Raw genomic sequence first — 24,411 nt, 5'->3', positions numbered from 1 at the left:
GGGTGTACCCCGGTCGGTTCGCCGTGCTCACCCCCGACAAGCCCGCCGTCGTCATGTCCGACACCGGCGCGGCGCTGACCTACGCCGAGCTGGAGGAACGCTCGGCGCGGCTGGCCCGGGTGCTGTACGACGCGGGCCTGCGCCCGGGCGACGACGTCGTCGTGCTGAGCGAGAACTCGTTGCGCTGCTTCGAGGTCTACTGGGCCGCAGTGCGCAGCGGGCTCTACGTCACCGCCGTCGACCACCACCTGACGCCCGCGGAGGCGGCCTACGTCGTCGACGACTGCGACGCGACGGCCCTGGTCACCTCGGCGGGCAAGGGCGACACCGCGACGGCGATCGTCGACGCGACCCCGCGGGTGCGGCTGCGGCTGGCGTTCGACGGCCCGGTGACCGGGCACGACGACTACGAGGCCGCGCTCGCGGCGGCGTCGACCGACCCGATCCCGGGGAACCCGCCACGTGGCAAGGACATGCTCTACAGCTCGGGGACGACGGGCCGACCCAAGGGCGTGAAGCCGCCGCTGCCCGACACGGCCGTCGACGAGGCGCACGACCCGCTGCTGGCGGTGTTCGGGCCCGTCTACGGCTTCGACGCCGACACCGTCTACCTGTCCCCCGCCCCGCTCCACCACGCGGCGCCGCTGCGGTTCGGCGCGATGGTGCACTCGGTCGGGGGCACGGTCGTCGTCATGCCGCGGTTCGACGCGCAGGCCTCACTGGCCGCGATCGAGCGGTACCGGGCCACGCACAGCCAGTGGGTGCCGACGATGTTCGTGCGGATGCTCAAGCTCCCCGACGACGTCCGCGCGCGAGCCGACGTGTCGTCGCTGCAGGTCGCGGTGCACGCGGCGGCGCCGTGCCCGGTCGAGGTCAAGCAGCGGATGATCGACTGGTGGGGCCCGGTCCTGCACGAGTACTACGGGTCCACCGAGGCGCTCGGCGTCACGATGATCGACTCCCACGAATGGCTCGCGCACCCGGGCTCGGTCGGGCGCTCGCGCCTGGGCATCGTCCGGGTCTGCGACGACGCGGGCGACGAGGTGCCCGTCGGCGACACCGGGCTGGTCTACTTCGAGCGCGACGTGCTGCCCTTCGCCTACCACAAGGACTCCGCCAAGACGGCCGAGGCGCAGAACCCGGCGCACCCCACCTGGGGCACGAACGGCGACATCGGGCACGTCGACGACGAGGGCTACCTCTACCTGACCGACCGCCGCGCGTTCACGATCATCTCCGGCGGGGTCAACGTGTACCCGCAGGAGATCGAGGACGCGCTGGCCCTGCACCCGGCGGTGCTCGACGTCGCCGTCATCGGGGTGCCCGACGACGACCTGGGCGAGTCGGTGACGGCCGTCGTCCGCGCCGCGCCGGACGCGACGCCCGGTCCGGAGCTGGCCGCGGAGCTGCAGGAGTTCCTGCGCACGCGCCTCTCACGTCGCAAGGTCCCGCGCGAGGTCGACTTCGTCGACGAGCTCCCCCGGACCGAGACCGGCAAGCTGCGCAAACACGTGCTGCGCGCCCGCTACGCGGCCCGCCGAGATGCGCACCAGCGCGGTTCGGGACGCGCCGAACCGCGCTGAGGTGCATCTCGGGGGCTCGGCGCGGCCACGCTGGGCATGGCGCGCATGGCGATGATGGACGACCTGTCCGAGGAGGAGCGGGCCCGGATGCGGGCGGGCAGCCTCCTCGCGTTCGACCCGCCCGACCACATCCGGCTGCGCCGGATGCTCACCCCGGAGTTCACGATCCGCCGGGACGCCGGGTGACGACCGACGACAGGGGGCCCGGACCGACGAACGGTCCGGGCCCTCGTGCCGGTCAAGCAGTGTGGACCACGTGCTGCGGATCAGATGGTGCGGGACTGGCTGTGCCGGGGTTCACCGGCCCCGACGGTGACGGCGTCACCCTCGACGGTCGCCGGTGCGCCGACGGCCGCGGCGGCCGCCTGCTCCGCAGCGACGGGGGCCGCCGGGGCGCTGCCCCGCAGCGTGACCTCGCGGATCACGAAGGCGGCGACGATCGCGACCAGGGCGACGGCGGCGGCCCAGAGGAAGGCCGTCGAGACACCCGAGGTGACGGCCGCGCGGAACGCGTCCTGCACCTGCGCCGGGAGCGAGCCCAGCATGGCCGGCGTGAGCTGCCCACCGCTGACCTGCGCACCCGCGGCGGCACCGAGGCTGCCGGTGAGCGAGGACTGCAGGTGCTGGGCGTAGAGCGTGCCCAGCAGCGACACCCCGAGCGAGCCGCCGATCGTCCGGAACAAGGTGGCGGCACCGCTGGCCGCGCCCATGTCCTTGCGCTCGACGCTGTTCTGCACCACCAGCATCGTCGTCTGCATCAGGAAGCCCATGCCGACGCCGAGCACGACCATGAACAGCGAGCTGGTGAGCTGCGTGGTACCGACGTTCATCAGCGACAGCAGGCCCAGACCCGCGGCCATGGCGAACGAGCCCAGGATCAGCAGGACCCGGTAGCGCCCGGTGCGGGTGACGAACTGCCCGCCGACCAGCGACGTGACGAGCATGCCTGCCATCAGCGGTAGCAGGAGCAGCCCGCTGCTCGTGGCCGACGCGCCCTGGACGATCTGCTGGTACTGCGGCAGGAACGTCACCGCACCGAACATCGCGAAGCCGGTCAGGAACGTCAGCGCGACGGCGGGGGTGAAGTTCGGCGCCGTGAACAGTGCCAGCGGCAGGATCGGCTCGGCGACCCGGCGCTCGACGCGGATGAACCACACGGTGGCGACGACGGTCAGCACGCCGAGGCCGATGATCTGCCACGAGCCCCACGCGTACTGGCTGCCGCCCCAGCTGGTGAGCAGGGTCAGGGCCGACACGGCGACGGCGAGCAGGCCCGCGCCGGTCCAGTCGATCGAGACCTGCGCGCGGCGACCGGGCAGCTTCATCGTGAACCAGATGACGACGAGCGCGATGACACCGAGCGGGATGTTGATGTAGAAGGCCCAGCGCCAGCTCAGGTTGTCGGTGAGGAACCCGCCCAGCAGCGGGCCACCGACGAACGCGATCGGCATGACCGCGGCCATCATGCCCTGGTAGCGGCCCCGCTCACGCGGCGGCACGAGGTCGCCGATGATCGCCATGGCACCGACCATCAGGCCGCCCGCACCCAGGCCCTGGATGCCGCGGAACGCGATCAGCTCGCCCATGTTCTGCGCGAGGCCGGACATCGCCGACCCGGCGAGGAACACGACGATCGAGATCATGAAGACGCCCTTGCGACCGAAGAGGTCGCCGAGCTTGGCCCACACCGGCGTCGCGACGGCGGTGGCGAGCGCGTACGCCGTGACGACCCACGACAGGTGCTCGAGCCCGCCGAGCTCACCGACGATCGTCGGCATCGCCGTGCCGACGATCATGTTGTCCAGCATCGCCAGCAGCATCGCGATCATCAGGCCGCTCAGGACCGTGTAGATCTCACGCTTGGTGCGTGTCCGGTCCTCGTCACCGGACGCGTCCGGCGCGGTGACGGTCCCCGCGTGGCGAGGCGCCTGCTGTGGCTCGACGGCCTGCCGTTCGACGACGGCCGCCGCGGGCTCGGCGCGGTGCCCGCCGGCCCGCTCAACGTCGCCCGGTGTGGTCGTCGCCCTCCCGGTCCCCTCGTTCATCTGGTCTCTCCCGAATGTCCGCTCTCTTACTTGCCGACCGGCTAGTAAGCTCCGAAAAGTAAGGTACGCTCGCACTAGCCGGTCGGCAAGTTAGATGACGGGCATCACGAAACTCGGAGGTGGACGGTGACCGACGCACGACGCACGGACACCCGGGAGCAGATCCGCGAGGTGGCGCTCGAGCTGTTCGCCGAACGCGGCTACGAGGGCACCTCGCTGCGGGAGATCGCGGAGCGGCTGGGCATCACCAAGGCCGCCGTCTACTACCACTACAAGACGAAGGAGGAGATCGTCGGCGCCCTGTTCGACGACTTCCTTGCGGGCATCGACGAGATCGTGGAGTGGGCGCAGGGCAAAGGGCCCGGCCCGGAGACGCGTGCCGAGGTGCTGCGCCGCTACCAGGGGCTGCTGTCGGCGCCGTCGGCCGCGCAGGTCGCCCGGCTCATGCAGGAGGGGCAGTCCTCGCTGCGCGACGTCGCAGCGGCGAAGGACATGAAGGCCCGCTTCTTCTCGATGAGCCGCGCCGTCATCGACCCGGACGCCTCGGCGGCCGACCAGATGCGGATGCGTCTCGCGGTGATCGCCCTGCATCTGGGCGCGTTCATGGACCAGGAGAGTCTGCCCGTCCCGCCCGCGGAGCGCAGCGCGGTCGCACTCCAGATCGCCCTGGAGCTCGCCGGGGGCTGATCAGACCTTGCGGTAGCCGGGGTGCACCCCCGGCGTGAGGCCCTGCTCGTCGGCGATCCGCTGGAGCAGCGCGCGCAGCGTCGCGCGCTCGCCGTCGTCGAGCGCCGCGCACAACGCGTCGTCGTGCTCGCGACCCACGTCGGCGATGCGCCGCAACAGCTTCTCCCCCGCCGACGTGATGTGCAGCGCGTGCAGCCTGCGATCGGCCGGGTTGCGCCTGCGCTCGACCAGGCCCCGTTCGCCGAGCTGGTCGACGAGTGCGACGAGCCGGCTCGGCGGAGTGCCGAGCATCGTCGCGAGAGCCTGCTGCGACTGACCGGGCGCCGCCGCGACGGCCCGCAGCAACCCGGTCTGCGGGGGCGTGAGGTCGAGCGCGCCGATCCGGTCGGCGAACGCCATCGCGGCGTGCGCACCGAGCTGCGAGAGCAGGAACGCGGACCCGGGCCCCGGGCCGGGCGCAGCACCCCGCGGCGTGGCGGGCGCGGCCCCGTCGGCGGTCTCCATGCCGGCACCGTACCAGTTGACAAATAATAGACCGAGGTGAATCGTTACGATTCGTAACGATCTGACCAGGGAGGTTTCATGACCGACCGCACTTTTCGTTTCGGTGTCGTCACCACGCCTGGCGACGGTGACTCCTGGCGCGCGACCGCCCGCCGGATCGCCGATCTCGGCTACTCGGCCCTGCTGATGCCCGACGGCCTGCAGCTGCTCTCCCCCTTCCCGTCACTGGCCGTCGCGGCCTCGACCGCGGACATCAGGGTCGCGACGTTCGTGCTGGCCTCACCGCTGCGCACGCCGGTGGCCGCGGCCTGGGACGCGCACTCGATGACTGTGCTGACCGACGGCCGCTTCGAGCTCGGCATCGGCACCGGTATTCCGGCGGCGAAGCAGTCCGCCGAGCGCCTCGGCATGCCCTACGGCAGCGCCGCCGAGCGGCTCGCCCAGGTCGGCGCGACGATCGACCACGTCCGCGAGCTCGACGGCGACGGTCTCCGCACGCCCGTGCTGGTCGCCGCGGGCGGCCCGAAGTCCCGCACGCTGGCGGCGGAGAAGGCCGACATCGTCACCCTCGCCGCGGGCCCGCTCGCCGGCACCGAGGAGATGGCCGCCATGGCCGACGACCTGCGCGCCAAGGCAGGCGACCGCGCCGACGCGATCGAGCTGGCCATGAACATCTTCGTCGTCGGCGACGAGGTGCCCCCGTGGACGAAGCAGTTCATGGGCGTGGACGCCGACGAGCTGATCGCCGCCGACGCGCTCACGATGCTGCGCGGCACCCCGCAGGAGATGGCCGACGAGCTGCGTCACCGCCGCGACCGGATCGGCACGTCCTACATCAGCGTCAACGCACAGTTCGTGGAGCAGTTCGCCCCGGTCGTCGAGCTGCTGAACGGCCGGTGACCCCACCCCTCACGGCTCAGGTGCCTGCGAGGATCGCACGGAGCTGGTCGGCCTTCTGCGGGGTCCAGTCGGGTGGGCGCAGCAGCAGCGCCCAGGCGTCGACGGACTCGCGGGTGTAGCGGTGGCCATGGCCTTCCGGCACCTCGGCGGCGGCGGGCATGTCGAGCGTGACCTGCCAGAACGTCACGATCGGCAGCCACGTCATCGACGGCAGCACGTCGCGGCCGCGGGGCTCGGCGAGCCAGTCGGGCCGGCTGAACAGCAGCTGCGGGCTCCACCACGTGATCGGGTCCGACGGATGCTGCAGGATCAGCGTGCGTGAGCCGTCCCAGGGTGCGCCCGCGGGTGGTGCCCCGACGGCGACGTCGGTGCTGAACCGGACGGTCCGCCCGTCGCGGTACACGGGCTCGACCTCGCGGCTGCCCGGGTCGCGGTCGTCGCGGAACTCGGTGTGCAGGGCGTTGAAGTTCGGCGGCCCGACGAAGAGCGCGCCGGAGGTGCGGTTTCGTAGGTCGGACTCGCCGCTGAACGCCGCCTCCGCCCCGAACGAGCCCAGGCTCTCGCCGAAGACGTAGAGCTGCGGGCGCCGGTCGACCGGGAGCGAGGCCCATCTGCCGTAGACGGCGTCGAACAGCGCGCGCCCCGCGGCCTGCGCCCGCGACGCGTCGACCAGGTAGGAGAAGCCCGACGGGACGAACGAGTACTGCAGCGCGACGATCGCCGAGTCGCCACCGGCGACGTACTCGAACGACGACATCGCGCCCGCGTCGAGCCAGCCCTGCCCGGTGGTGGTGGCGACGAGCAGCCGGGCCCGGTCGAAGCCACCCGCCCGTTCGAGGTCGGCGACGGCGAGCGCGGCGCGGGCGTCGGCGGTGGCCGCGGAGTCGACCCCGGCGTAGACGCGGACCGGGTCGGCGGCGCGGGTGCCGGTGAACGCGGCGATGTCGGCCGCCGACGGCCCGCCCGCCACGAAGACGCGGCCCTCGCGCCCGAGGGAGTCCCAGTCGATCAGCGACTCGGGCCCGCCCGAGCGCAGGTCCGACGCCGGACGGGTGACGCCCTCGGGGGTGGCGTCGTTGGCGGCGGCGAACGCGCGGTCGGCGGCGGCGAACATCCCGTCGAGGGCGACCCCGCTCACCAGGTGGACGACGAGCCCTCCGACGAGGAGCCCACCGAGCGCGCGGGCGCCGCGGCGGCCCATCCAGCGCGACAGCAGCCACCCGATGCCGCGGCCCAGCCCGAACAGCAGCCGGCACAGCGCGAGCAACACCAGGAACGCGAGGGCGGCGACGGGTACCGCGAGCAGGCTGTCGCCCCACGACTGCGCCGGCGCCCCCATCAGCTCACGCAGCCGCCCCTGCCAGTGCCGGCCCGCGACCACCGCGGCGGCGACGAGGACCACCACGACGACCGCGAACACGACCACCGACCCGCGCCGGGCCCGACGCGGGTCACGGCCGGCGAAGGCCCGCCATGCCAGTGCCGCGAGCACGCCGAGTCCGTAGCCGAGGATCGCCCCGATGCCGGCGACCGCCCCCTGCAGGACGCCGCTGCGCGGCAGCAGCGACGGGGTGAACGACAGGCACGCGAGGGCCAGGCCGCCCCAGAGCCCGGGCAGGCTCGGCGCGAACCAGCGCCGCACCGCGCGCGGCGGGTCGTCGACGCGATCGGTCTGCTCGTCCGCACGTTCCGTCGTGACGACCATCGGTGAAACGGTAACGATGTTGTGCGCCGCGCAGTACCCCCCGACGGCTCAGCCGAAGAGGTCGCCGAGCTCGACCCGGGACCGGTTCGACCACGGCAGGGATGTGGCGAGGTCGGCGGTGGGGGCACGGGCCGGGCGGCCGCCGGGGGCGGTGGACGGTCAGGCGGAGCGGCCCCGGCGGCGGCTGCGCCGCGGGGTGGCGGGGCGGTCGCCCTCGGCACCGCCCGCCCGCAGCGCGCTGGCGGCGAAGCCGTGGTCGGAGCGCAGCCGGGCGACATCGGCGTCGTCGCTCCAGAAGTCGGCGAACTCCTCCGCCGGGAACCGGGCGGCCATGAGCTGCATGGCGATGTCGTGACGGACGTACTCCACGGCCACCATGACGACGGCGGGGTTGTCGGAGAAGATTCCCCATGCGTCGGAGTCGACGAACCCGCCGATGACGCATTCGCGCCGGTCGGCGACGGCGACGAACAGCCGGCAGCCCAGGTTCTCCAGCACCACCGCGGGAGGGGAGAGCTTGTGCTCGTAGGAGTGGCCGGGGAGGTTCTCGTCCTCGCCGTAGGTGAGGGTCGTGACGGTGACGCCGCGGGCGTCGGCGTCGCGGACCAGGCCGTCGAGCTGCGCGCCCTCCTGCGGCCAGGTGGACAGGAACAGGTCGCGCCGGGCTCCGGACACGACGTCCCCCGCCCGTTCGAGCAGGGGTTCGCGGCCGGTGAGGTTGTGGATCAGGTGCACCCGCGACGGCGGCGCGATCGAGGGCAGCGCTGCGCGCAGGGCGCCGAGGGCGGACTCGTGGCGACGGCCGAGCCGGTCGATCAGTGACGCCGGGGGAAGCGGCAGGTAGGTGACGGTGTCGTCGTGCGTGCGGACCTCGTAGGTCGCGCCGCTGGCCGTGAGCTTGCCGAGCGTCTCGTAGACGGTGCTGCGGGGCACCCCCGAGCGCTTGGCGACCTCGTAGCCGTTGAGCGGCTCGCCCGCGGCGACCAGCGCCAGGTAGGCCTTGGCCTCGTACATCGACATCCCCAGCTGCTGGAGCTGGGCGACGACCCCGGTGGGGACGGTCATCGCGCGTCCCCCGAGTCGGCGAAGGAGTCGGACAGGTCGACGAGCGCGATCTTCGTGTCGAGCCTGCTCGGCAGGAACGCCCCCTGGACGCTGTGGCGGACCGTCGTGTCGGCGTCGCCGCGGGCGGCGGCGCGGCCCGCGAGTCGGCCGAGGGTGAAGCCGCCGGAGATGCGGGTGCCCCCGAGCTCGGCGGTACCGCCGAGCCCGCCGAGGCAGTCCCCCGCCGCGTAGAGGCCGGGGATCGGGGCTCCGAACACGTCGATGACCTGCAGTGACCGGGTGGTGCGGAACCCGCCGGACACGAAGTTGACGCCGACGACCATCGGGATCGCGGTGAACGGCGCGGTCGCGCAGGTGCGCCGTCCGGGCGGCATGACGACGCGACCGGTGACCGGGTCACCTGTCGCGCCGGTGGCGAGGAACGCGTTCCAGCCTTCGACGGTGGCCTCCAGCGCGGCGGCCGGGACCCCGATCGTCGTGGCCAGCTCGGCGAGCGTCGGTGCCTGCACGGCGGGCTCGGGCATCTGCCCGATCAGGGTGGCCTTCTCCCGGGCGACGAGGTCGTCGACGACGTACCAGCCGCGGCGGCCGGGCTGGCCGAGCAGCGCCTCGACGCGCTCCTCGTAGGGGCCGGCCTCGTCGTGGAAGCGCGCTCCGGAGGAGTTCACCGCGATCGCGTCCTCGACCAGCGACGACGAGACGATGACCAGCGGCGGCACGAACGTCATGTTGACCAGGTCCCCGCCGACGGCCTGACCCATGAGGTGACCGTCGCCGCGGCAGGTGTCGACGCCGAGGTAGGGCCCGCGAGCCAGGAAGTTGGGCTGGTAGCGCTGCCGCAGCTCCGGGTTGGCCTGGTATCCGCCGGTCGCGAGCACGACGCCCCGCGCGCGGACCGATGTGGCCCCACCCGGTCCGTCGACGAGCACGCCGGTGACCCGGCCGTCGTCGGTGAGCAGCCGGCGCGCCGTCGTCGAGAACAGGGTGCGGACGTTGGGGAGCGCGAAGTCGGGTTCGAACGCCGTCCGGAACGTCCACGGGTCGACGACGGCGGCCATGCGGTCGACGGTGTGCTGGCGGGGTCGCGGGATGAACCGGCTGAACCGCACGCCGCGCGCGGTGAGGATGTCGTAGGTCTCGGCGCTCTCCCGGCCGAACAGCCGCACCAGGTCCTCGTCGACGACCATGCCGTAGCCCTCGGCGGCCTCGGCCGTCATCCGGGCGGCGTCGGCGACGAAGGTCTCGACGTCGTCGACGAGGCCCTGTTCCGCCTGCATCGCGGAGTTCACGAAGGTCAGGTAGCCGGTGGACCAGACGCAGTTGCCACCGATGTGCTCCATGGCCTCGACGGCGACGACGTCGGCCCCCTCGGCCGCGGCGGCGGCGACGGCTGCCATCCCGGCCGGGCCGGTGCCGAGCACGACGACGTCGCAGGACAGCTCCTTCACGACCGCCCCTCGATCCACGCCATCAGCTCGGGCTCGACCGACTCGTCGACGAGCTCCAGCCAGGGCCCGCCTCCGGGTGCGCGCAGGTAGGCGAAGCGGGTGGGGTTCCCGTCGTCGTCGACGGCGTGCACCAGCTGGGTCGCGCCGGCGGCCCGCAGGGCGGCGACGCGGCCGGGGAGGTCGCGCTCCCAGTAGCCGAGATGGTCGAGCCGGGCGCCGCCGTGCGCGCCGCCGGACCAGATGCCGCCGCGGACGTCCTGGATCAGCTCGACGAAGGGCGGGCCCGGTCGGGAGTACGCCGCGAGCAGCTCGACCTCGATGACCGTGGGGTCGTCGTCGACCTGGACCCGCAGCGGTCGCGGCCGGATCTCCGACCAGGTCCGCCCGGCGGTGGCCGACAGGCCGGCCATCGCCTTCTCGATGTCGTCGACGACGTAACCGACGTGGTAGAGGTCCACGGCCTGCTCTCAGTCGTTCGTGACGCCGAGCGACAGACCGCCGTCGATCGTCAGGATGCTGCCGGTGGCCCACTCGGCTTCGGCGAGGTAGGCGACCGCCTCGGCGACCTCCTCGGTGGTGCCGATGCGCCCGATGGCGTGCGCGGCCGCCAGCCCCTTGAGGCGTTCCTGCGCCTCTTCGGGGGTACCGAGCCCGGCACGCTCGTTGATCTCGGTGTAGACCCCGCCGGGCCGGATGCAGTTGATGCGGACGCCCTGCGGGCCGAGCTCCGCGGCGAGCACACCGGTCAGCGCCTCGAGCGCACCCTTGGTGGCGGCGTACGGCGAGGCGCCGGGGAACGCGCGCTGGGTGTGCACCGATCCGAAGACGACGACCGAGCCGCCGCGTTCGCGCAGCGCGGGCATCGCGAGGCCGGTGAGCTGCACCGGGCCGACGACGTTGGCGTGGTAGAGGTCGAGCATCTGCTGCTCGTCGAGCTCGTCGATCCGGCCGCGGTACATGTTGCCCGCGGCGTTGACGAGGGTGTCGAGCCCACCGCCGTGCTCGATCGCGGCGGCCAGCATGCGTTGGCGGTCGGCGGGCACGGTGACGTCGCCGGCGACCACGGCGCAGGCCTCGCCGATGTCGTCGGCGACCTTGCGCACCTTGTCCTCGCGCCTGCCGCTGATCGTGACGCGCGCACCGCGGGCGGCGAACAGCCGCGCGACGGCCTCACCGATGCCGCTGCCCCCGCCGGTGACCAGCACCGACGTCCCGGCGATCTGCTTCACGACACCTCCTGCTCGGGATCGGCTCCCACGGAGTCGACCGACTTCGGGCGGGCCATCCGCGCCAGCGCGGCGACGGTGATGCCGCCGTCCACGGCGACGGTCTGCCCGGTGATGTAGGCCGCGCCGGGCGAGGCCAGGAACATGACGGCGTCGGCGACCTGCTCGGCGGTACCCAGCTCGCCGAGGGGCACCTGGCCCTGCCGGAGCCGGCGGATCTCGGGGTCGGCATAGATCGCGTCGGACATCCCTGCGTTGATCAGGCCGGGCGCGACGCAGTTGACCCGCACACCCGCGGCCGCCCACTCCAGCGCCATCTGCTCGGTCAGCCGGATCACCGCGGCCTTCGTCGCGGTGTAGGCACCGCCGTTGGGGGCGGCCGCGATCCCGTTGATCGACGAGATGTTGACGATCGTCCCCCCGGCCGAGCCCTGCTGCCCGACACCCATCCGCACCGCACCGTGGCGGGCGACGACGAAGGTGCCGGTGAGGTTGACGGCGAGCGCGGCCTGCCAGTCGGCGACCGACAGGGTGGCCAGCGGGCCGAACCGGACCAGGCCCGCGTTGTTGACGACGAGCGTGGGAGGGGTGTCGAGCGCGTCGTAGCCGGCGACGACGGAGTCCTCCGAGGTCACGTCGACGCGCCGGGACGTCGCGACGTCGCCGATGCTCTCGGCGGTGGCCTCGGCGGCGGCCTCGTCGACGTCCCAGCAGGCGACGCGGTAACCGGCCTTGCCGGCGTGGCGGGCGATGACGGCACCGATGCCACTGCCCGCGCCGGTGACGACGGCGGTCGCTACGGCGTTCATGGTCTTCTCCTCGGGGAACGAACGTTCACTGCCCGACCGTTCACTGGGCGGCCGTGACCCGCCACGTGCACGTCTCCTCCGGCACGTCGGGCGGCGTGACGGTCCAGGCGCCGTGCGCGTGGCTCTCGATGCTGCGGATGCACCGCGCGCAGTAGCGGGGATGTCCGCCGGGGACTCCCGGGACCTCGTCGTCGCCGACGAGAGCGACGTCGGGGTTGTCACGCCAGTAGTGCCCGCCGCTGCCGCAGGCGTGCCGGAACGTCGTGACCGGGCCGACCGACGACACCGTGCCGACCGAGCCGTGGGCCCGCAGCAGCGCCGCGATCTCGGCGGGGTCGACCGCGACGCCGGAACCGACGAGGTCGTCGATGCCGACGGTGGTCTCCCCGATCATCCGCGCGATCACGTCGTCGACGGCGTGCTCACCGCCGGTCGCGTCGGCCGCGATGTCGAGCAGCTGCACGATCAGCGCGACGAGCCGGTCGTGCAGGCCCCGCCAGCGCGCGTGTTCGGCGTCGACCAGCTCCAGGACGCGTGGGTCGACCGGTGGGTCGAGCGCGCGCAGCTGGTCGGGCAGCTGCCGCAGGTGCAGCTCCCCTGTGTCCCCCGTCATCGGTCCCCCTCGGTGTACCGCTCCGTCAGCGCAGGTAGGAGCTCACCAGCTCGTCCGACGCCAGCAGCTCGTCGGAGTTGCGGGTGAGCTCGTTGCGCCCACCCCGCAGGATGTAGGTGCGGTCCGAGACCCGCAGCGCGGCGGCCTGCTGTTCGACGATCAGCAGCGTGACGCCCTGTTCGCGCAGCTCACGGACGACCTCGAACAGGTCGCGCACGATGCGCGGCGCCAGGCCGAACGACAGCTCGTCGATGAGCAGCAGCCGGGGCTGGCTCATCAGCGCGCGGCCGAGCGCGAGCATCTGCTGCTGGCCGCCCGACAGCGACGACGCCGACTGGTCGAGCCGGCCCGCGAGCTCCGGGAACAGCGCGAGCACGCGGTCGCGGTCGGCCTTGGCGGCGCTGCCGTGCACCCGGCGCGCCGAGAGCCCCAGGTCGAGGTTCTCCCCCACCGTGAGCGTCTGGAAGATGCCGCGCCCCTCGGGGAGCTGGCACAGGCCCAGGCCGGCGCGCTTGTTGGGCGGCAGCTTGCCGAGGTCCTTGCCGTCGAAGGTGATGCGGCCCGACCACAGCGGCAGCACCCCCGACAGCAGGCGCATCAGCGACGTCTTCCCGGTGCCGTTGGGCCCGAGGACGGTGACGATCTCACCCTCGTCGACGTGCAGCGACACCCCGTGCAGGACCTCCAGACCGCCGTAGCCGGTCCGGGCATCCTCAATCTCCAGCAGCAACGTCGGCTCCCAGGTAGGCCTCGACGACGACGGGGTCGCGCAGGACGTCCGCGGGCGGTCCGTTCTGGATGATCCGCCCGAAGTGCAGGACCGCGGCCGTGGGACACAGCCGGGTGATGAGCTCGAGGTCGTGCTCGATGATCATGACCGCGGCCTCGGGCCGCTCCGCGAGCCAGCCGTTGAGTCCCTCGACCAGCCGGTCGACGTCCTCGGCGCCCAGGCCCGCGGCGGGCTCGTCGAGCAGCAGCAGCAGCGGGTCGTTGAGCAGCGCGCGGGCGACCTCGATGATCTTCTGGCTGCCGATCGGGAACGCGTTGGCGGCCCGGTCGGGGTGCTCACCGAGCCCGAAGATTCCCAGCAGCTCGCGGGCGCGGGCCCGCTGGTCCTTCTCGTCGCGGCGGGCGGCCGGCACACCGAACAGCTCGGCGATGTGCCCGTGGCGGTGGTGGCGCCCACCCCCGACCATGACGTTCTCGACCGCGGACAGGTTCGGGATGAGCCGCGGTGTCTGGAAGGTGCGGGAGACCCCGAGGCGCGCGACCTTGTCGGGCCGCATGCCGATGACGCTCTGCCCGCCGAGGCGGACGTCACCCGCGTCGGGCCTGAGGTAGCCGGACACGACGTTGAGACACGTCGTCTTGCCCGCGCCGTTGGGGCCGATGAGCCCGGTGAACCCGGGCCGCACCGCGAGGTTCACGCCCTCCAGCACGGAGTTGCCGCCGAAGGACTTGTCGATCCCCTCGAACTCGACGACGGCCCTCGCCTCCCGGGACGGGGTGGCCGTGTCACCGGCGTCGACGGTCTCGGTGGACATCACGCGTCCTCCTTCACGGCGGTGCCCTCGGTACCGGGGACCGGCTCCGCGGGCTTGCGGCGCAACAGTGCCGTCCCGAACCGGGAGTCACGGATGGTCCGGAACAGCGAGGTGAGCCCGCCCGGCAGCAGCGCGATCACGACCATCAGGACGAGGCCGTAGGCGATGGCCTGCTGGTCTCCGAGGTCCTGGAAGAACTCGATGATGACGACGGCGAACGCCGCGCCGACCAGCGGGCCCCACAGCGACCCGGCGCCACCGACGAAGACCATGACCAGCATCGGGACCAGCAGGTTCATGTGGAACATGGCCGGGAAGATGAACGTCTGCAGCTGCGAGTACAGCGTGCCGGCGACGGCGGCGATGAACCCGGACAGCCCGAAGGCGACGAGGCGGTAGCGCAGCACCGACACCCCGAGCGAGCCGGTGAGCGGCCCGAGGTCGCGCACCGCCTGCAGGGTGCGGCCGAAGCGGCCGAGCAGGGCGCGGCGGGTGAGGAAGAACGTCAGCGCCGCGACGACGAGGATCACGAAGTAGGTCGACGCGCTGCCGGTGATTCCGGGCAGCGTCCACACGTCGACGTTCATGCCCGCCCCGCCGCCGGTGATGGGCCGGGCGAACACCAGCAGCTCGACGATCGCCATGCCGAGCGCGAGCGTCGCGATGGCGAGGAAGAAGCCCTTGAGCCGGACCGCCGGGAACCCGATGACCACCGCGAGCAGGGCGGCGGCGACACCGGCGAGCGGGATCGTGATCAGGAACGGGACCCCGTGCTGGACGGAGATCGCGCTCCCGTAGGCGCCGAGGGCGAACAGCGCGGCGTGGGCGAGGCCGATCTGCCCCGACCAGCCGACGAGCAGGTTGAACCCGACGGTCGAGATCGCGTAGACGAGCGTCAGGCTGAGGACGAACACCAGGTAGGAGTTCGCGACGAACGGCACCGAGAAGAGGACCACCAGGGCGACGATCGCCACGATGCCCTTGCGCAGGCCCGACCCGCGCCCGCCCTCGTCGGCGGCGCCCGCGTTGGCTCTGATCCCGGCCGCGACGGCGGCGGGCCCGGTGGTCGGGGCGCTCGCGAGCACCTCGGTCGAGTCAGACATCGCGCAACCTCACTCCCTTGGTGAACCCGTCGGGACGCAGGACCAGGACCAGGAACACGATCAGCAGCGCGACGGAGAACTGCGCCGCGGTCGACAGGTAGGCGCCGACGAGCTGCTGGATGACACCCAGGATCAGGCCGCCGACGAACGTGCCGATCAGCGACGTGAAGCCGCCCATCGTGGCGGCGACGAAGCCGTAGATGATCAGCGACGTCGGCGTGATCGTCGAGACCAGCGACGACTGCGCCTGCAGCATCACGGTGACCGCGGCGATGAGCCCGCCGATGCCCCACGCGATGGCCGACAGCCGGCCCGCGTTGACGCCGATGAGCCGTGCGGTCGCCCGGTTCTCGGCGACGGCGCGCATCTGCGCTCCCGTCGACGACCGGAAGAACATGGTGATCGCGACGGCGCCGACGAGCCCGACGACGATCGACACGATCTGCGAGACACCGATGGACACGCCACCGCCGACGCTCACCGACACACCCGACCAGGGTGCGGGGAAGCTGCGGGGGTCGTGCCCCCAGATCAGGCCGACGACCGCATTGAGCGCGAGCGAGAGGCCGATCGTCATGAGCAGCAGCGGAAAGTGCCCGTACTTGGACAGCCGGCGCATGAGCGCGGCGTCGATGAGCACCCCGAGTGCGATGCCGACGACGAGTGTCGCCAGCACGGTGATCCAGAACGGCAGGCCTGCCGCGGCGAGCGAGATGCCGACGTAGGTCGCGACGAGCCCCATCTCCGCCATCGCGAAGTTGGGGACGTCGGCGGCCTTCATGACGACGACGATGGCCAGGCCGAGCAGGGCGAACCAGCTTCCGGACTCCAGCCCGCTGACGAGGGTCTGCAGCACGTTTCTCTCCTTCCTGCTCGGCCCGGCCGTTCGCGGCGCGGGACGTACCTACGGGCGGTGGTGGATCAGATCGGAGCCATGAACTGCTGCTCGACGACCCACTTGCCGCCGGTGAACTTCGCGATGCCGGCCTGCTTGGCGCAGGTGTGGCCGTCGGGAAGCGGTCCGCACTCGATGTCCGGGATCGACCCGAGCTTGATCGGGTCGGACTTGAGGCCCTCGGCGGTCTTCTGGAAGTTCGCGTAGGAGACGTCGTCACCCATGCGCTTGACCAGCTCGGCGAACGCCTGGACGAAGCTGTAGGTCTGGAGCGAGAAACCGCTCTCGGCCTGCGGCTTGCCGCTCTTCTTGGCCAGCTCGCGCCAGTGCTCGACGGCCGGGTTGTTCGTGGAGACGGTGTCGGCCTGCATGCCGCCGAGGAAGCCCTCGGCCGCGTCGCCGGCCGGGCCGACGGTCGAGGTGCCGCCGGTGCCGCCGGCACCCTGGTCGGCGAAGACCATGCCCGTGAAGCCCTGGGCGCGCAGCTGCTTGAGGATCAGCGCGGTCGAGGTGTTGTCCTCGGCGAGCAGCACGGCGTCGGGCTGGGCCGCGACGACCTTGTTGACCGCGGAGCTGACCTCGGTGCTGCCAGTGGCCGTGGTCTCGTCGGCGACGACCTGCATGTCCGGGTGCTTGGGCATCTGCGCGTCGAGCGCCTGCTTGGCCGAGACACCGAGGTCGTTGTCCTGCTTGATGACCGCGAGGCGCTTGGCGCCCTTCTTGGCGAAGTAGTCGATCGCGACCGCGTCCTGCGCGGCGCGGGTGGCGCTGAGCAGGTAGACCTCGGCCTGCTTCGGGTCGGCCGGGGAGATCGGGCCCCACATCGGCGTCTTGTTCTCAGCGAGGAACTGCCAGGTCCCGGGCAGGCCCTGCGAGCCCGCGGGGGCGACGATCGCGTAGACCTTCTCCTGCGAGACCAGGCGCCGGACGTTGGTGACGACGCGGTCGGGAGTGAAGCCGTCGTCGAGGATGATCGCGTTGACCTTGCGGCCGCCGATCCCGCCGCCCGCGTTGATCTCGTCGACCGCGATCTGGATGCCGGCCTGCAGTCCCTGGCCGGAGACGGCGGCGGTGCCGGTGATCGGAAGGGTCGCGCCGATGGTGATCTGGTCGGCAGTGATGCCGGGTGGGGTCTCGCCCCCCGCCGCTCCCGAACTGCTCGAGACGTTTCCGCATGCGGTCGCGAGCAGCGCGGTGACGGCCGCTGCCGCGATCAGGAGGGGCTTGCGCATCATCGGGGGTTCCTCCGGGCTGGGGGTGGTGCGCAGACGTGTGACGTCCGCAACTGCGCGGAAATCTAGGGGTCACAAACAAGCGTCGTCAAGACGCTAACGACGTTCGCGATGCTCACGATTCGGAGACGGAGCCGGAACGTCGCCCGCGAAGGGGTCCCGGACGGCCGCCGCGGCGCGCGGCCACGGGCTCACCGCGGACCGGTCGAGCGCCCCGACGCCTGGCCGTCCGATGAGTGCGAGGGTGCGGTCGATCTCGTCGTGCAGGATCGCGAGCATCCGCTCGACGCCGGCCGTGCCGCCGGCAGCGAGCCCGTACACCCAGGGCCGTCCGACCAGACAGGCCCTGGCGCCCAACGCGATCGCCTTGACGACGTCGCCGCCGCGGCGGATCCCGCCGTCGAGCAGGACGTCGATGTCGGCGGGCACGGCGTCGACGATCTCGGGCAGCACGTCGAGTGCGGCGGGTACCGAGTCGGCCTGCCTGCCGCCGTGGTTGGACACCGCGACGGCGCGGCAACCGACGTCGACGGCACGTTTCGCGTCCTCGCCGGTCATGACGCCCTTGAGCACCACCGGCCCGCCCCAGGCCTCGATCATCCACTCGAGGTCGCGCCAGGTGTGCGCCGGGTTGAGCAGCCCGTTGGTGTGGACGGCGAGCCCCGTCGTCCCCTTGGCCTCGGTCATCAGCCCGGTGAAGTTCGCGAAGGTGGGCCTCGGGTGGCTCAGCAGCCCGGCGAGCCAGCCGGGATGGCGCACGAGGTCCCAGCCCGTCCGCGGGTTGACCTGCGGGGGAACGGTGAGACCGTTGCGCAGGTCCTTCTCCCGTGCCCCGACGACGGGCACGTCGACAGTCACCACCATCACCTCGAACCCGAGGTCTCGGGCCCTGGCGATGATGTTGCCGACGGTGCCGCGGTCGCCCCACGGGTAGAGCTGGAACCACTGCGGCGAGTCCACCGAGGCGGCGACGTCCTCGATCGACACGCTCGACCCGGAACTGGTCACCGACACGGTGCCGAACGCCTGCGCCGCCGCCGCCGAGGCCAGCTCGCCCTCGTGCCCGACCATCCTCATCAGCCCGGTCGGGCCGAGGATGACCGGCATCTCCAGCCGCCTGCCGAGCACCGTGACGGCCTGCGGCCGCTGCGCGACGTCGACCAGGACCCGTGGCCGCAACGCCACCCGGTCGAAGGCCGCCTCGTTCTCGGTGACGGTCAGCTCGTCCTCGGCCCCGCCGTCGACGAAGTCGAAGACCATGCGCGGCAACCGCTTGCGTGCGGCGGTGCGCAGGTCCGCGACCGTGATCGCGGCGGCGGCCCGCCGGGCGCGACCACCTCGACGCCGGCCGCCCGCGCGTCCGTCTCCTGCCACGTCGTCCCTTCCCGGTCGCGGACGCACGCCACGACGGCCACGATGCCCTCCCGGAGATCCCACCAGGACTCCAGGAGCGCGTCGTGACCGTCGTGACCCGACCGACGACGCTCTGTTGTCAGTCCTGCTTGAGCGTGGCGAAGAGGTCCGGGTCACTGCGCAGGAGACGGCGGTAGTTCGCGATCCACATCTGCTCGCGGAACTCGTTCTTCAGGTAGGCGCCGCGGTAGCTCTCGGCGATCTGACGGTCCAGCGGCTTGCCGCCGACGGCCATGGCGGCCAACTGGTAGCCGGCGCACAGCTCCATGATCAGCGCTTCCATGGTGACCCGCTCCAGGGTGTCGCCCACGTGCAGCGAGCCATGGTGACCCATGAGCAGCGCCTTCTTGCCGCCGAGCGCGGCGACCATCAGGTCGCCCTCCTCCGACGGGACCAGGTTCGGGTCGTCGATCCACGGCACGACGTCGTCGAGCAGCAGCGAGGCGTAGTCGTAGTAGACGCCGTACGGCTCGCCGGTGGTGCTGAGCACGGACATGTTCTTCGCGTGGGTGTGGATCACGCAGTTGACGTCCGTGCGGGCGGCGTAGATCGAGGCGTGGAAGTTGATGCCGGGCGAGGCCGGCAGCGTGCCCTGCTCGATCACGGTCAGGTCGAAGCCGACCTTGCTGACGTGCTCGGGCAGCGTCTCGTCGAAGTACTGGAACGGGGTGACGAGGAAGGCCTCCTCGCCCGGAACCCGCAGGCTCACGTGCCCGCCGACCTGGCTGTCGAGACCCTCGCGGTGGAGGATCCGCCGCGACGCGGCGATCTGGAACCGCGGGTCGCTCTCGCTGACGACGGCCGGGGCCCCCGTGGCGGTGGTCGGCGCCTTCTCGCTCTCGGTGAGACTCATCGGTTCCTCCGGTCCGGGACACCACCACCGGCCCGGGCGGCGTCGCCTGACAGGCAGGCTAGCCCGGCGCGTCCATGCGGCGCTAGGGTTCTAGTGACGCTTTTATGGTCAGAGTTTCACCCCGGTTTCCCCTGGGACGGACTCGGCCCCGACCGGGTCCGCGGACACCGGCCGCGACGCGCAGCCGACGGAGAGGGTGGCGTGATGACGGGACGCATCGGAGTGCTGGGAGCGGGCGGGATGGGCTCGGCCTACGCCGCCCATCTGGCCCGTGCGGGGGCGGACGTCGTCCTCGTCGGACGCGGCAGCGCGCACGTGCAGGCGCTGGCCGCAGGTCCCCTTCAGGTCGACCCGCCGGGTGGCGCCCCGTGGAAGGTCGACGTCCCCGTCGCCGCCCATGCCGCCGACGTCGCGCCCGGGTCGCTCGACGTGCTGCTGCTGCTCACCAAGGCCTACGACCTGGGCGAGGCCGCCGCATCCGCCGCGCACGTGCTGGCCCCGGACGGGGTCGCGGTCCCGTTGCAGAACGGGCTGGGCACCGATGCGCTGGTTGCCGACGTCTTCGGCGAGGGGCGCACACTCGTCGGCACCACCACGGTCGGCGCGGCGCTGGCCGACCCGGGCCGGATCACGGTGTCGGTGTCCACGGCCGCGGGCGGCTCACGCACCGACCTGGGCCCGATGGGCCGCGGCCGTGCCCCGGTCGAGCGCGGAGCCGACGTGGCCGCGGCGCTGAGCGCGGCGGGACTGTCGGCCGAGGCCGTCCCGCAGGTCGACACCCTGATCTGGAACAAGCTGGCGCTCGCGTCGATGAGCCCGCTCAGCTCCGTCCCGCGCGTCACCGTCGCGACGGTGTGGAACAGCGTCGAGGGCCGTGACCTGGCCGAACGCATGGCCGCCGAGGTCGTCGCCGTCGCCCACGCCGAGGGCGTGGAACTCGACCGCGACGCCGCGCTCGACCACGCCCGCGCGGTCTGGGCCGGCACCGGCGAGCACTACACGTCGATGTGCACCGACGTCCGCAACGGCCGCCGGACCGAGCTGTCGGGGATGGGCGCAGCCGTCGCCCGGCTCGCCGACGCGCACGGTGTCGCAGTGCCCGTGCACACCACCGTGCTCGGCCTGCTGGCCCTTGCGGGCGTCCGATGATCGTGGTGACCCCGCGCACCCGTCGTCTTGGTGCTAGCGACTACTCCGGACGGTCCCGTTGATCTCCCTCGCCGCCGGGACGGTGCTCGACGCGGGACCCGGGGCGACCATCGACGCCGCCGCGGCCGCGGGCTACGACGCCGCTGGTCTGCGCCTCGACGCCGACACCGGTCCGGCCGCGGCCGGCGCCCTGCGCCGCCGCGCCGACGACCAGGGCCTGGCCCTGCTCGACCTGGAGGTCGTGCGGCTGGGCCCGGACCGCGGGATCGACGAGGCGCTGCGGCTGCTCGACCTCGCCGTCGTCCTCGGCGCCCGGTTCCTGCTCACCGTGAGCGGCCACCCCGATCCCGCCGACACCCGCGCCGAGCTCGCGACGCTGGTGGCGGCGGCACACGGCGGCCCGACCCGTGTCGGCCTGGAGTTCATGCGGTTCACCACCGTCGCCACGCTCGCCGCCGCCGTCGCGACCCTCGACGACATCGGCGCCGACCCGGCCGACGCGGCGGTCCTCGTCGATGCCCTGCACCTGCGGCGCAGCGGCGGCTCCCCCGCCGACGTCGCCGCGGTCACCGCCGTCGCGCCCGGCCGGATCGGCTACGTCCAGGTGTGCGACGGGCCGGCCACGGGCCCGGGCACGCTCGACGCCGTCGCCGACGAGGCCCGCCACCATCGGCTCCCACCAGGGGACGGCGACCTCCCGCTGCGCGACCTGCTCGCCGCCACCCCGGCCGGGCTGCCGGTCAGCGTCGAGGTGCAGTCCGACCGGCTCGCCGCCGACCTCGACCCCACCGCGCGCGCCCGCGTCCTGCTCGACGCGACCCGGCGCGCCCTTCCCGGACAGGAATGACCCGTGCGCGCCGCCGTCACCACCGGACCCCGCGACATCCGCGTCGAGACCGTCGCCGACCCCGACCCGGGGCCCGGTGACGCGGTCGTCGACGTCGGCACCGTCGGCCTGTGCGGCACCGACCTGCACATGTACCTCGGCGAACGCCACGACACCGGGTTCCCGCTGCGGCAGGGCCACGAGGTCGGCGGCACGCTCACCGCGCTCCCCCGCGGCTACGACGGCCCGCTGCAGGTCGGCGACACCGTCACGATCAACCCGGCGATCCCCTGTGGGCGCTGCCGGCCCTGCACCCGTGGGCACTGGCCCGCCTGCACCGGCTTCCGCGCGCTGGGCGTGGCGCTGCCGGGTGGCCTGGCCGACCAGGTCGTCGCACCCGTCGGCCAGCTCTTCGGCGCCCCGGGCCTGACCCCGACCGAGGCCGCCCTCGTCGAGCCGTTCTCGATCGCGGCGATGGCCGTCGCCCGCGCCGAGCTGCGCGGCGACGAGCGGCTCGCCATCGTCGGCGCCGGGCCGATCGGGCTGGCGATCACCGTGTGCGCCGCGGCCGCCGGGCACGAGATCCTGGTCAGCGACCCCGTCGCGTCCCGCCGCGCACTGGCCGCCGAGCTGGGCGCCACCCGCGTCGTCGACCCTGCCACCGAGGCCGGCGCGATCGCCGACTGGTCGCACGGCGAGGGTGCCGACATCGCGTTCGAGGCGTCCGGGTCACGGCCCGGGCTCGACGCCGCGCTGAGCGCGGTCGGCAACGGCGGGCGGCTCGTCGTCGTCGGCGTCGCCGCGCACGACCTGGTGGTCCCGGTGCCGAAGGTCCTGTTCGAGGGCGTCACGATCGTCGGCGCCCGGGCGGGTCTGTTCCCCGAGGCGCTGCGGGTCGTCGGCGGGCAGCGGGACGCGGTCGCCAGGTTCGTGAGCGGCACCTATCCCCTCGACGACGTCGCCGCCGCCTTCGACCACGCCGTCACCGGCGCCGCGTCGATCGTGAAGGTCTTCGTGACGCCCTGACGTGCTGCCGTCCGCGCCGCTCACCACTCCGGCGGGCGCCTGCATCGGCGGCCACGAGGGCCGCGGTCAGGCCGATCGCATCGGCGCCGACGACCACCATGTCGTGTTCCGTACCGGGATCGCCGCTCCAGAGGCGCACGTCCGCGCCTCTCTGCGACCGGGCAAGACACTGATTGTCATGACCCGGAATTCACGGCGGCAACCGCGTCGCAGGCTCAGTCGCGCACGGTGATCGCGTTCTCCGGGCAGGCCGACGCACCTTCGCGTGCGTCCTCGTCGGAGCCCTCGGCGAGTGTCACGTCGTCGACGACGAACCCGTCGTCGTCGAGGTGGTAGACGTCCGGAGACGTCGCGGCGCACTGCCCGTGGCCCGCGCAGGCGGCGAGATCGATGTCGATGCGCACGAGGGTCTCCTCAGCTCGACGACGAAGGTGGCGGTTGCAGCAGCTCGACACGCACGCCGTCCGGGTCCTGGATGTAGACGACCTTGCCGCCCTTGGCGATCCCCGCGTCCGGGGCGACGACCGCGCGCGACACCGGCCGGACGCCGGCAGCGAGCAGCCTGGCGTGCACGGCCTCGACGTCGTCGACGACGTAGCAGGTGTGGGCGGTACCGGGGTTGGCCGTCGACGTGTCGACGGGTGCGCGCGGCACCCCGCGGTACTCCGTCAGCTCGATGACCACCGACGAGTTCGGCGGCCGCAGGTGCGCGAGGTGCAACGCGACGCCGGGGTAGCCGACGACCTCGCCCGCGTAGGCCTCGTCGCGGACCTGGCGGGTGATCACCTCGAACCCGAGAATGCCCTCGTAGAAGGCGAGCGACCGGTCGAGGTCGGCGACCTGGATGCCGACGTGGTGCATCCGGAGGATGCCGTCGGCCGTGGAGGGTCGCGAGTGGCGATGGTCGCCCTCGCGACCATCGCCACTCACAGGGGGGTTGCTCACAGGGGGGTTGCTCACGGCGGTGTCGCGCTCCGGGGTGTCGCTCATGCCGCCGTCTGTCCGCCGTCGACGGCCCAGATCTGGCCGGTCACCCACGTCGACTCGTCGCTGCCCAGGTAGACCGCGGCCATCGCGATGTCCTCCTCGGTACCGAGGCGCCCGAGCGGGAACCGCAGGGTGCGCTGCATCTCCAGGGTCTCGTCGACGGACTCGCCGGTGTCGGTGCCGAACCCGCCGCGCGCCTCGTAGGTGGCGCGGACGAGTGGGGTGGGGACGGTGCCGGGGCACAGCGCGTTGACCCGGATCTGCGCGGGCCCGTACTCGACGGCGAGCTGGCGCGTCAGCCCGATCACGCCGGCCTTCGCGGCGGCGTAGGGCGCGATCCCGGCGACGCCGATCAGCCCGCCGACACTGGCCTGGTTGATGATCGACCCGCCGCCGCCCTGCGCGATGAGGTGCTTGAGCGCGTACTTGTCGGAGAGGAACACCCCGGTCAGGTTGACGTCGATGACGTGCTGCCACTCCTCCAGGGTCGTGCTCGCACCGGTGCCGACGCCGGGGATGCCGGCGTTGGCGTAGAGCACGTCGATCCCGCCGAACGCGTCGGCGCAGAAGTCGATCATCGCGGCCGCGTCGGCCTCGACGGAGACGTCTGCGGCGACGGCGAGCGCGGTGCCGCCCTTGCCACTGATCATGGTGACGGTCTCCTGCGCACCGGCGAGGTCGAGGTCGGCACACACGACCGCCGCGCCCTCCGCGGCGAACCGCAGCGCGGCCCCCCGGCCGATGCCCGAGCCGGCTCCGGTGATCACGGCCCTCTTGCCCGACAAGCGGGTCACTGTG

Annotated in this window: 26 protein-coding genes; 7 read left to right on the top strand and 19 right to left on the bottom strand. The window is 72.7% G+C overall.

The window, feature by feature from the left end; genetic code table 11:
• The first annotated feature begins 2 nt into the window (after positions 1-2).
• Complete coding sequence (locus TOK_RS06375; protein ID WP_098956864.1) at positions 3-1,583, top strand: acyl-CoA synthetase; 1,581 nt, start codon at positions 3-5, stop codon at positions 1,581-1,583.
• Positions 1,584-1,619: 36 nt separating this feature from the next.
• The gene (locus TOK_RS32385) at positions 1,620-1,769 is read left to right on the top strand and encodes a hypothetical protein (protein WP_216361873.1); all 150 of its coding nucleotides are present in this window, start codon (positions 1,620-1,622) and stop codon (positions 1,767-1,769) included.
• An 80-nt stretch (positions 1,770-1,849) separates the two neighbouring features.
• Here the strand turns inward: TOK_RS32385 and TOK_RS06370 are convergent, their stop codons facing one another.
• A complete protein-coding gene (locus TOK_RS06370; RefSeq protein ID WP_098956863.1) occupies positions 1,850-3,628 on the bottom strand; it encodes an MDR family MFS transporter in 1,779 nt (592 codons plus the stop codon).
• Positions 3,629-3,754: 126 nt separating this feature from the next.
• Between TOK_RS06370 and TOK_RS06365 the strand changes: the two genes are divergently transcribed.
• Positions 3,755-4,315 (top strand): TetR/AcrR family transcriptional regulator, encoded by a 561-nt coding sequence (locus tag TOK_RS06365; protein WP_098956862.1) that lies wholly within the window; start codon positions 3,755-3,757, stop codon positions 4,313-4,315.
• Here TOK_RS06365 and TOK_RS06360 read toward each other — a convergent pair whose 3' ends face one another.
• On the bottom strand, positions 4,316-4,819 hold the full coding sequence (locus TOK_RS06360) for a MarR family winged helix-turn-helix transcriptional regulator (RefSeq protein ID WP_172457440.1): 504 nt from the start codon (positions 4,817-4,819) through the stop codon (positions 4,316-4,318).
• 78 nt (positions 4,820-4,897) lie between these two features.
• On the opposite strand from TOK_RS06360, the gene TOK_RS06355 reads away from it, so the two are divergent.
• On the top strand, positions 4,898-5,719 hold the full coding sequence (locus TOK_RS06355; protein ID WP_098956861.1) for an LLM class flavin-dependent oxidoreductase: 822 nt from the start codon (positions 4,898-4,900) through the stop codon (positions 5,717-5,719).
• 16 nt (positions 5,720-5,735) lie between these two features.
• Here the strand turns inward: TOK_RS06355 and TOK_RS06350 are convergent, their stop codons facing one another.
• The 14 genes from TOK_RS06350 to TOK_RS06285 all read right to left on the bottom strand — a co-directional run bounded on the left by TOK_RS06350 (position 5,736) and on the right by TOK_RS06285 (position 19,625).
• Positions 5,736-7,424 carry an alpha/beta-hydrolase family protein gene (locus TOK_RS06350; RefSeq protein ID WP_098956860.1) on the bottom strand — a complete coding sequence of 563 codons (1,689 nt, stop codon included), beginning with the start codon at positions 7,422-7,424 and terminating at the stop codon, positions 5,736-5,738.
• 159 nt (positions 7,425-7,583) lie between these two features.
• The gene (locus TOK_RS06345) at positions 7,584-8,489 is read right to left on the bottom strand and encodes a TrmB family transcriptional regulator (RefSeq protein ID WP_098956859.1); all 906 of its coding nucleotides are present in this window, start codon (positions 8,487-8,489) and stop codon (positions 7,584-7,586) included.
• Positions 8,486-9,937, bottom strand: a complete 1,452-nt coding sequence (locus TOK_RS06340; protein ID WP_253258214.1) for an FAD-dependent oxidoreductase — start codon at positions 9,935-9,937, stop codon at positions 8,486-8,488. Before TOK_RS06340 ends, TOK_RS06345 begins: the two co-directional genes overlap by 4 nt.
• Positions 9,934-10,395: a VOC family protein gene (locus TOK_RS06335; RefSeq protein ID WP_098956857.1), complete on the bottom strand. Its 462-nt coding sequence runs from the start codon at positions 10,393-10,395 to the stop codon at positions 9,934-9,936. Before TOK_RS06335 ends, TOK_RS06340 begins: the two co-directional genes overlap by 4 nt.
• A 9-nt stretch (positions 10,396-10,404) precedes the next feature.
• Positions 10,405-11,166 (bottom strand): SDR family NAD(P)-dependent oxidoreductase, encoded by a 762-nt coding sequence (locus tag TOK_RS06330; RefSeq protein WP_098956856.1) that lies wholly within the window; start codon positions 11,164-11,166, stop codon positions 10,405-10,407.
• The gene (locus tag TOK_RS06325) at positions 11,163-11,972 is read right to left on the bottom strand and encodes an SDR family NAD(P)-dependent oxidoreductase (protein ID WP_098956855.1); all 810 of its coding nucleotides are present in this window, start codon (positions 11,970-11,972) and stop codon (positions 11,163-11,165) included. Before TOK_RS06325 ends, TOK_RS06330 begins: the two co-directional genes overlap by 4 nt.
• Positions 11,973-12,012: 40 nt before the next feature.
• Positions 12,013-12,585, bottom strand: a complete 573-nt coding sequence (locus tag TOK_RS06320; protein WP_098956854.1) for a hypothetical protein — start codon at positions 12,583-12,585, stop codon at positions 12,013-12,015.
• Between the two features lie 25 nt (positions 12,586-12,610).
• Complete coding sequence (locus TOK_RS06315; protein ID WP_098956853.1) at positions 12,611-13,315, bottom strand: ABC transporter ATP-binding protein; 705 nt, start codon at positions 13,313-13,315, stop codon at positions 12,611-12,613.
• Positions 13,299-14,129, bottom strand: a complete 831-nt coding sequence (locus TOK_RS06310; RefSeq protein ID WP_098956852.1) for an ABC transporter ATP-binding protein — start codon at positions 14,127-14,129, stop codon at positions 13,299-13,301. The genes TOK_RS06315 and TOK_RS06310 overlap by 17 nt, the downstream gene beginning before the upstream one ends.
• Positions 14,129-15,232 (bottom strand): branched-chain amino acid ABC transporter permease, encoded by a 1,104-nt coding sequence (locus TOK_RS06305; protein ID WP_098956851.1) that lies wholly within the window; start codon positions 15,230-15,232, stop codon positions 14,129-14,131. The genes TOK_RS06310 and TOK_RS06305 overlap by 1 nt, the downstream gene beginning before the upstream one ends.
• Positions 15,225-16,088 carry a branched-chain amino acid ABC transporter permease gene (locus TOK_RS06300; RefSeq protein WP_098956850.1) on the bottom strand — a complete coding sequence of 288 codons (864 nt, stop codon included), beginning with the start codon at positions 16,086-16,088 and terminating at the stop codon, positions 15,225-15,227. Before TOK_RS06300 ends, TOK_RS06305 begins: the two co-directional genes overlap by 8 nt.
• 65 nt (positions 16,089-16,153) lie before the next feature.
• Positions 16,154-17,362: an ABC transporter substrate-binding protein gene (locus TOK_RS06295; RefSeq protein WP_098956849.1), complete on the bottom strand. Its 1,209-nt coding sequence runs from the start codon at positions 17,360-17,362 to the stop codon at positions 16,154-16,156.
• 93 nt (positions 17,363-17,455) lie between these two features.
• The gene (locus TOK_RS06290) at positions 17,456-18,733 is read right to left on the bottom strand and encodes an alpha-hydroxy acid oxidase (RefSeq protein ID WP_253258213.1); all 1,278 of its coding nucleotides are present in this window, start codon (positions 18,731-18,733) and stop codon (positions 17,456-17,458) included.
• 118 nt (positions 18,734-18,851) lie between these two features.
• Entirely contained in the window at positions 18,852-19,625 is a 774-nt protein-coding gene (locus tag TOK_RS06285; RefSeq protein ID WP_098956848.1) for a class II aldolase/adducin family protein, read from the bottom strand.
• Between the two features lie 204 nt (positions 19,626-19,829).
• Here TOK_RS06285 and TOK_RS06280 point away from each other — a divergent pair, with 204 nt between their 5' ends.
• Genes TOK_RS06280 through TOK_RS06270 form a run of 3 tightly spaced genes read left to right on the top strand, consistent with a single transcriptional unit; the run spans position 19,830 to position 22,626 of the window.
• On the top strand, positions 19,830-20,774 hold the full coding sequence (locus tag TOK_RS06280) for a ketopantoate reductase family protein (RefSeq protein ID WP_098956847.1): 945 nt from the start codon (positions 19,830-19,832) through the stop codon (positions 20,772-20,774).
• A gap of 58 nt (positions 20,775-20,832) precedes the next feature.
• Positions 20,833-21,621, top strand: coding sequence for a sugar phosphate isomerase/epimerase (locus tag TOK_RS06275; protein ID WP_098956846.1), 789 nt, complete (start codon positions 20,833-20,835; stop codon positions 21,619-21,621).
• A 3-nt stretch (positions 21,622-21,624) separates the two neighbouring features.
• Complete coding sequence (locus TOK_RS06270; RefSeq protein WP_098956845.1) at positions 21,625-22,626, top strand: zinc-binding dehydrogenase; 1,002 nt, start codon at positions 21,625-21,627, stop codon at positions 22,624-22,626.
• Between the two features lie 215 nt (positions 22,627-22,841).
• Here the strand turns inward: TOK_RS06270 and TOK_RS06265 are convergent, their stop codons facing one another.
• Genes TOK_RS06265 through TOK_RS06255 form a run of 3 tightly spaced genes read right to left on the bottom strand, consistent with a single transcriptional unit; the run spans position 22,842 to position 24,407 of the window.
• A complete protein-coding gene (locus tag TOK_RS06265; RefSeq protein WP_098956844.1) occupies positions 22,842-23,030 on the bottom strand; it encodes a ferredoxin in 189 nt (62 codons plus the stop codon).
• A 10-nt stretch (positions 23,031-23,040) separates the two neighbouring features.
• A complete protein-coding gene (locus tag TOK_RS06260; protein ID WP_098956843.1) occupies positions 23,041-23,616 on the bottom strand; it encodes a VOC family protein in 576 nt (191 codons plus the stop codon).
• Positions 23,613-24,407 carry an SDR family NAD(P)-dependent oxidoreductase gene (locus tag TOK_RS06255; protein WP_098956842.1) on the bottom strand — a complete coding sequence of 265 codons (795 nt, stop codon included), beginning with the start codon at positions 24,405-24,407 and terminating at the stop codon, positions 23,613-23,615. The genes TOK_RS06260 and TOK_RS06255 overlap by 4 nt, the downstream gene beginning before the upstream one ends.
• Between the last annotated feature and the right edge of the window lie 4 nt (positions 24,408-24,411).

Origin of the sequence: Pseudonocardia sp. N23 (genome assembly GCF_002583555.1) — a bacterium.
In the GTDB taxonomy this organism is placed as follows: Bacteria; Actinomycetota; Actinomycetes; order Mycobacteriales; family Pseudonocardiaceae; genus Pseudonocardia.
This window is presented reverse-complemented; position numbering and strand designations above follow the sequence as displayed.

What these genes read in the sequence shown, in the direction of transcription:
- TOK_RS32385 (WP_216361873.1), top strand. Translation starts at nt 1,620, where the DNA reads ATGGCGCGCATGGCGATGATGGACGACCTGTCCGAGGAGGAGCGGGCC.
- TOK_RS06370 (WP_098956863.1), bottom strand. Translation starts at nt 3,628, where the DNA reads ATGAACGAGGGGACCGGGAGGGCGACGACCACACCGGGCGACGTTGAG.
- TOK_RS06360 (WP_172457440.1), bottom strand. Translation starts at nt 4,819, where the DNA reads ATGGAGACCGCCGACGGGGCCGCGCCCGCCACGCCGCGGGGTGCTGCG.
- TOK_RS06355 (WP_098956861.1), top strand. Translation starts at nt 4,898, where the DNA reads ATGACCGACCGCACTTTTCGTTTCGGTGTCGTCACCACGCCTGGCGAC.
- TOK_RS06350 (WP_098956860.1), bottom strand. Translation starts at nt 7,424, where the DNA reads ATGGTCGTCACGACGGAACGTGCGGACGAGCAGACCGATCGCGTCGAC.
- TOK_RS06345 (WP_098956859.1), bottom strand. Translation starts at nt 8,489, where the DNA reads ATGACCGTCCCCACCGGGGTCGTCGCCCAGCTCCAGCAGCTGGGGATG.
- TOK_RS06325 (WP_098956855.1), bottom strand. Translation starts at nt 11,972, where the DNA reads ATGAACGCCGTAGCGACCGCCGTCGTCACCGGCGCGGGCAGTGGCATC.
- TOK_RS06320 (WP_098956854.1), bottom strand. Translation starts at nt 12,585, where the DNA reads ATGACGGGGGACACAGGGGAGCTGCACCTGCGGCAGCTGCCCGACCAG.
- TOK_RS06310 (WP_098956852.1), bottom strand. Translation starts at nt 14,129, where the DNA reads ATGTCCACCGAGACCGTCGACGCCGGTGACACGGCCACCCCGTCCCGG.
- TOK_RS06305 (WP_098956851.1), bottom strand. Translation starts at nt 15,232, where the DNA reads ATGTCTGACTCGACCGAGGTGCTCGCGAGCGCCCCGACCACCGGGCCC.
- TOK_RS06295 (WP_098956849.1), bottom strand. Translation starts at nt 17,362, where the DNA reads ATGATGCGCAAGCCCCTCCTGATCGCGGCAGCGGCCGTCACCGCGCTG.
- TOK_RS06285 (WP_098956848.1), bottom strand. Translation starts at nt 19,625, where the DNA reads ATGAGTCTCACCGAGAGCGAGAAGGCGCCGACCACCGCCACGGGGGCC.
- TOK_RS06280 (WP_098956847.1), top strand. Translation starts at nt 19,830, where the DNA reads ATGACGGGACGCATCGGAGTGCTGGGAGCGGGCGGGATGGGCTCGGCC.
- TOK_RS06260 (WP_098956843.1), bottom strand. Translation starts at nt 23,616, where the DNA reads ATGAGCGACACCCCGGAGCGCGACACCGCCGTGAGCAACCCCCCTGTG.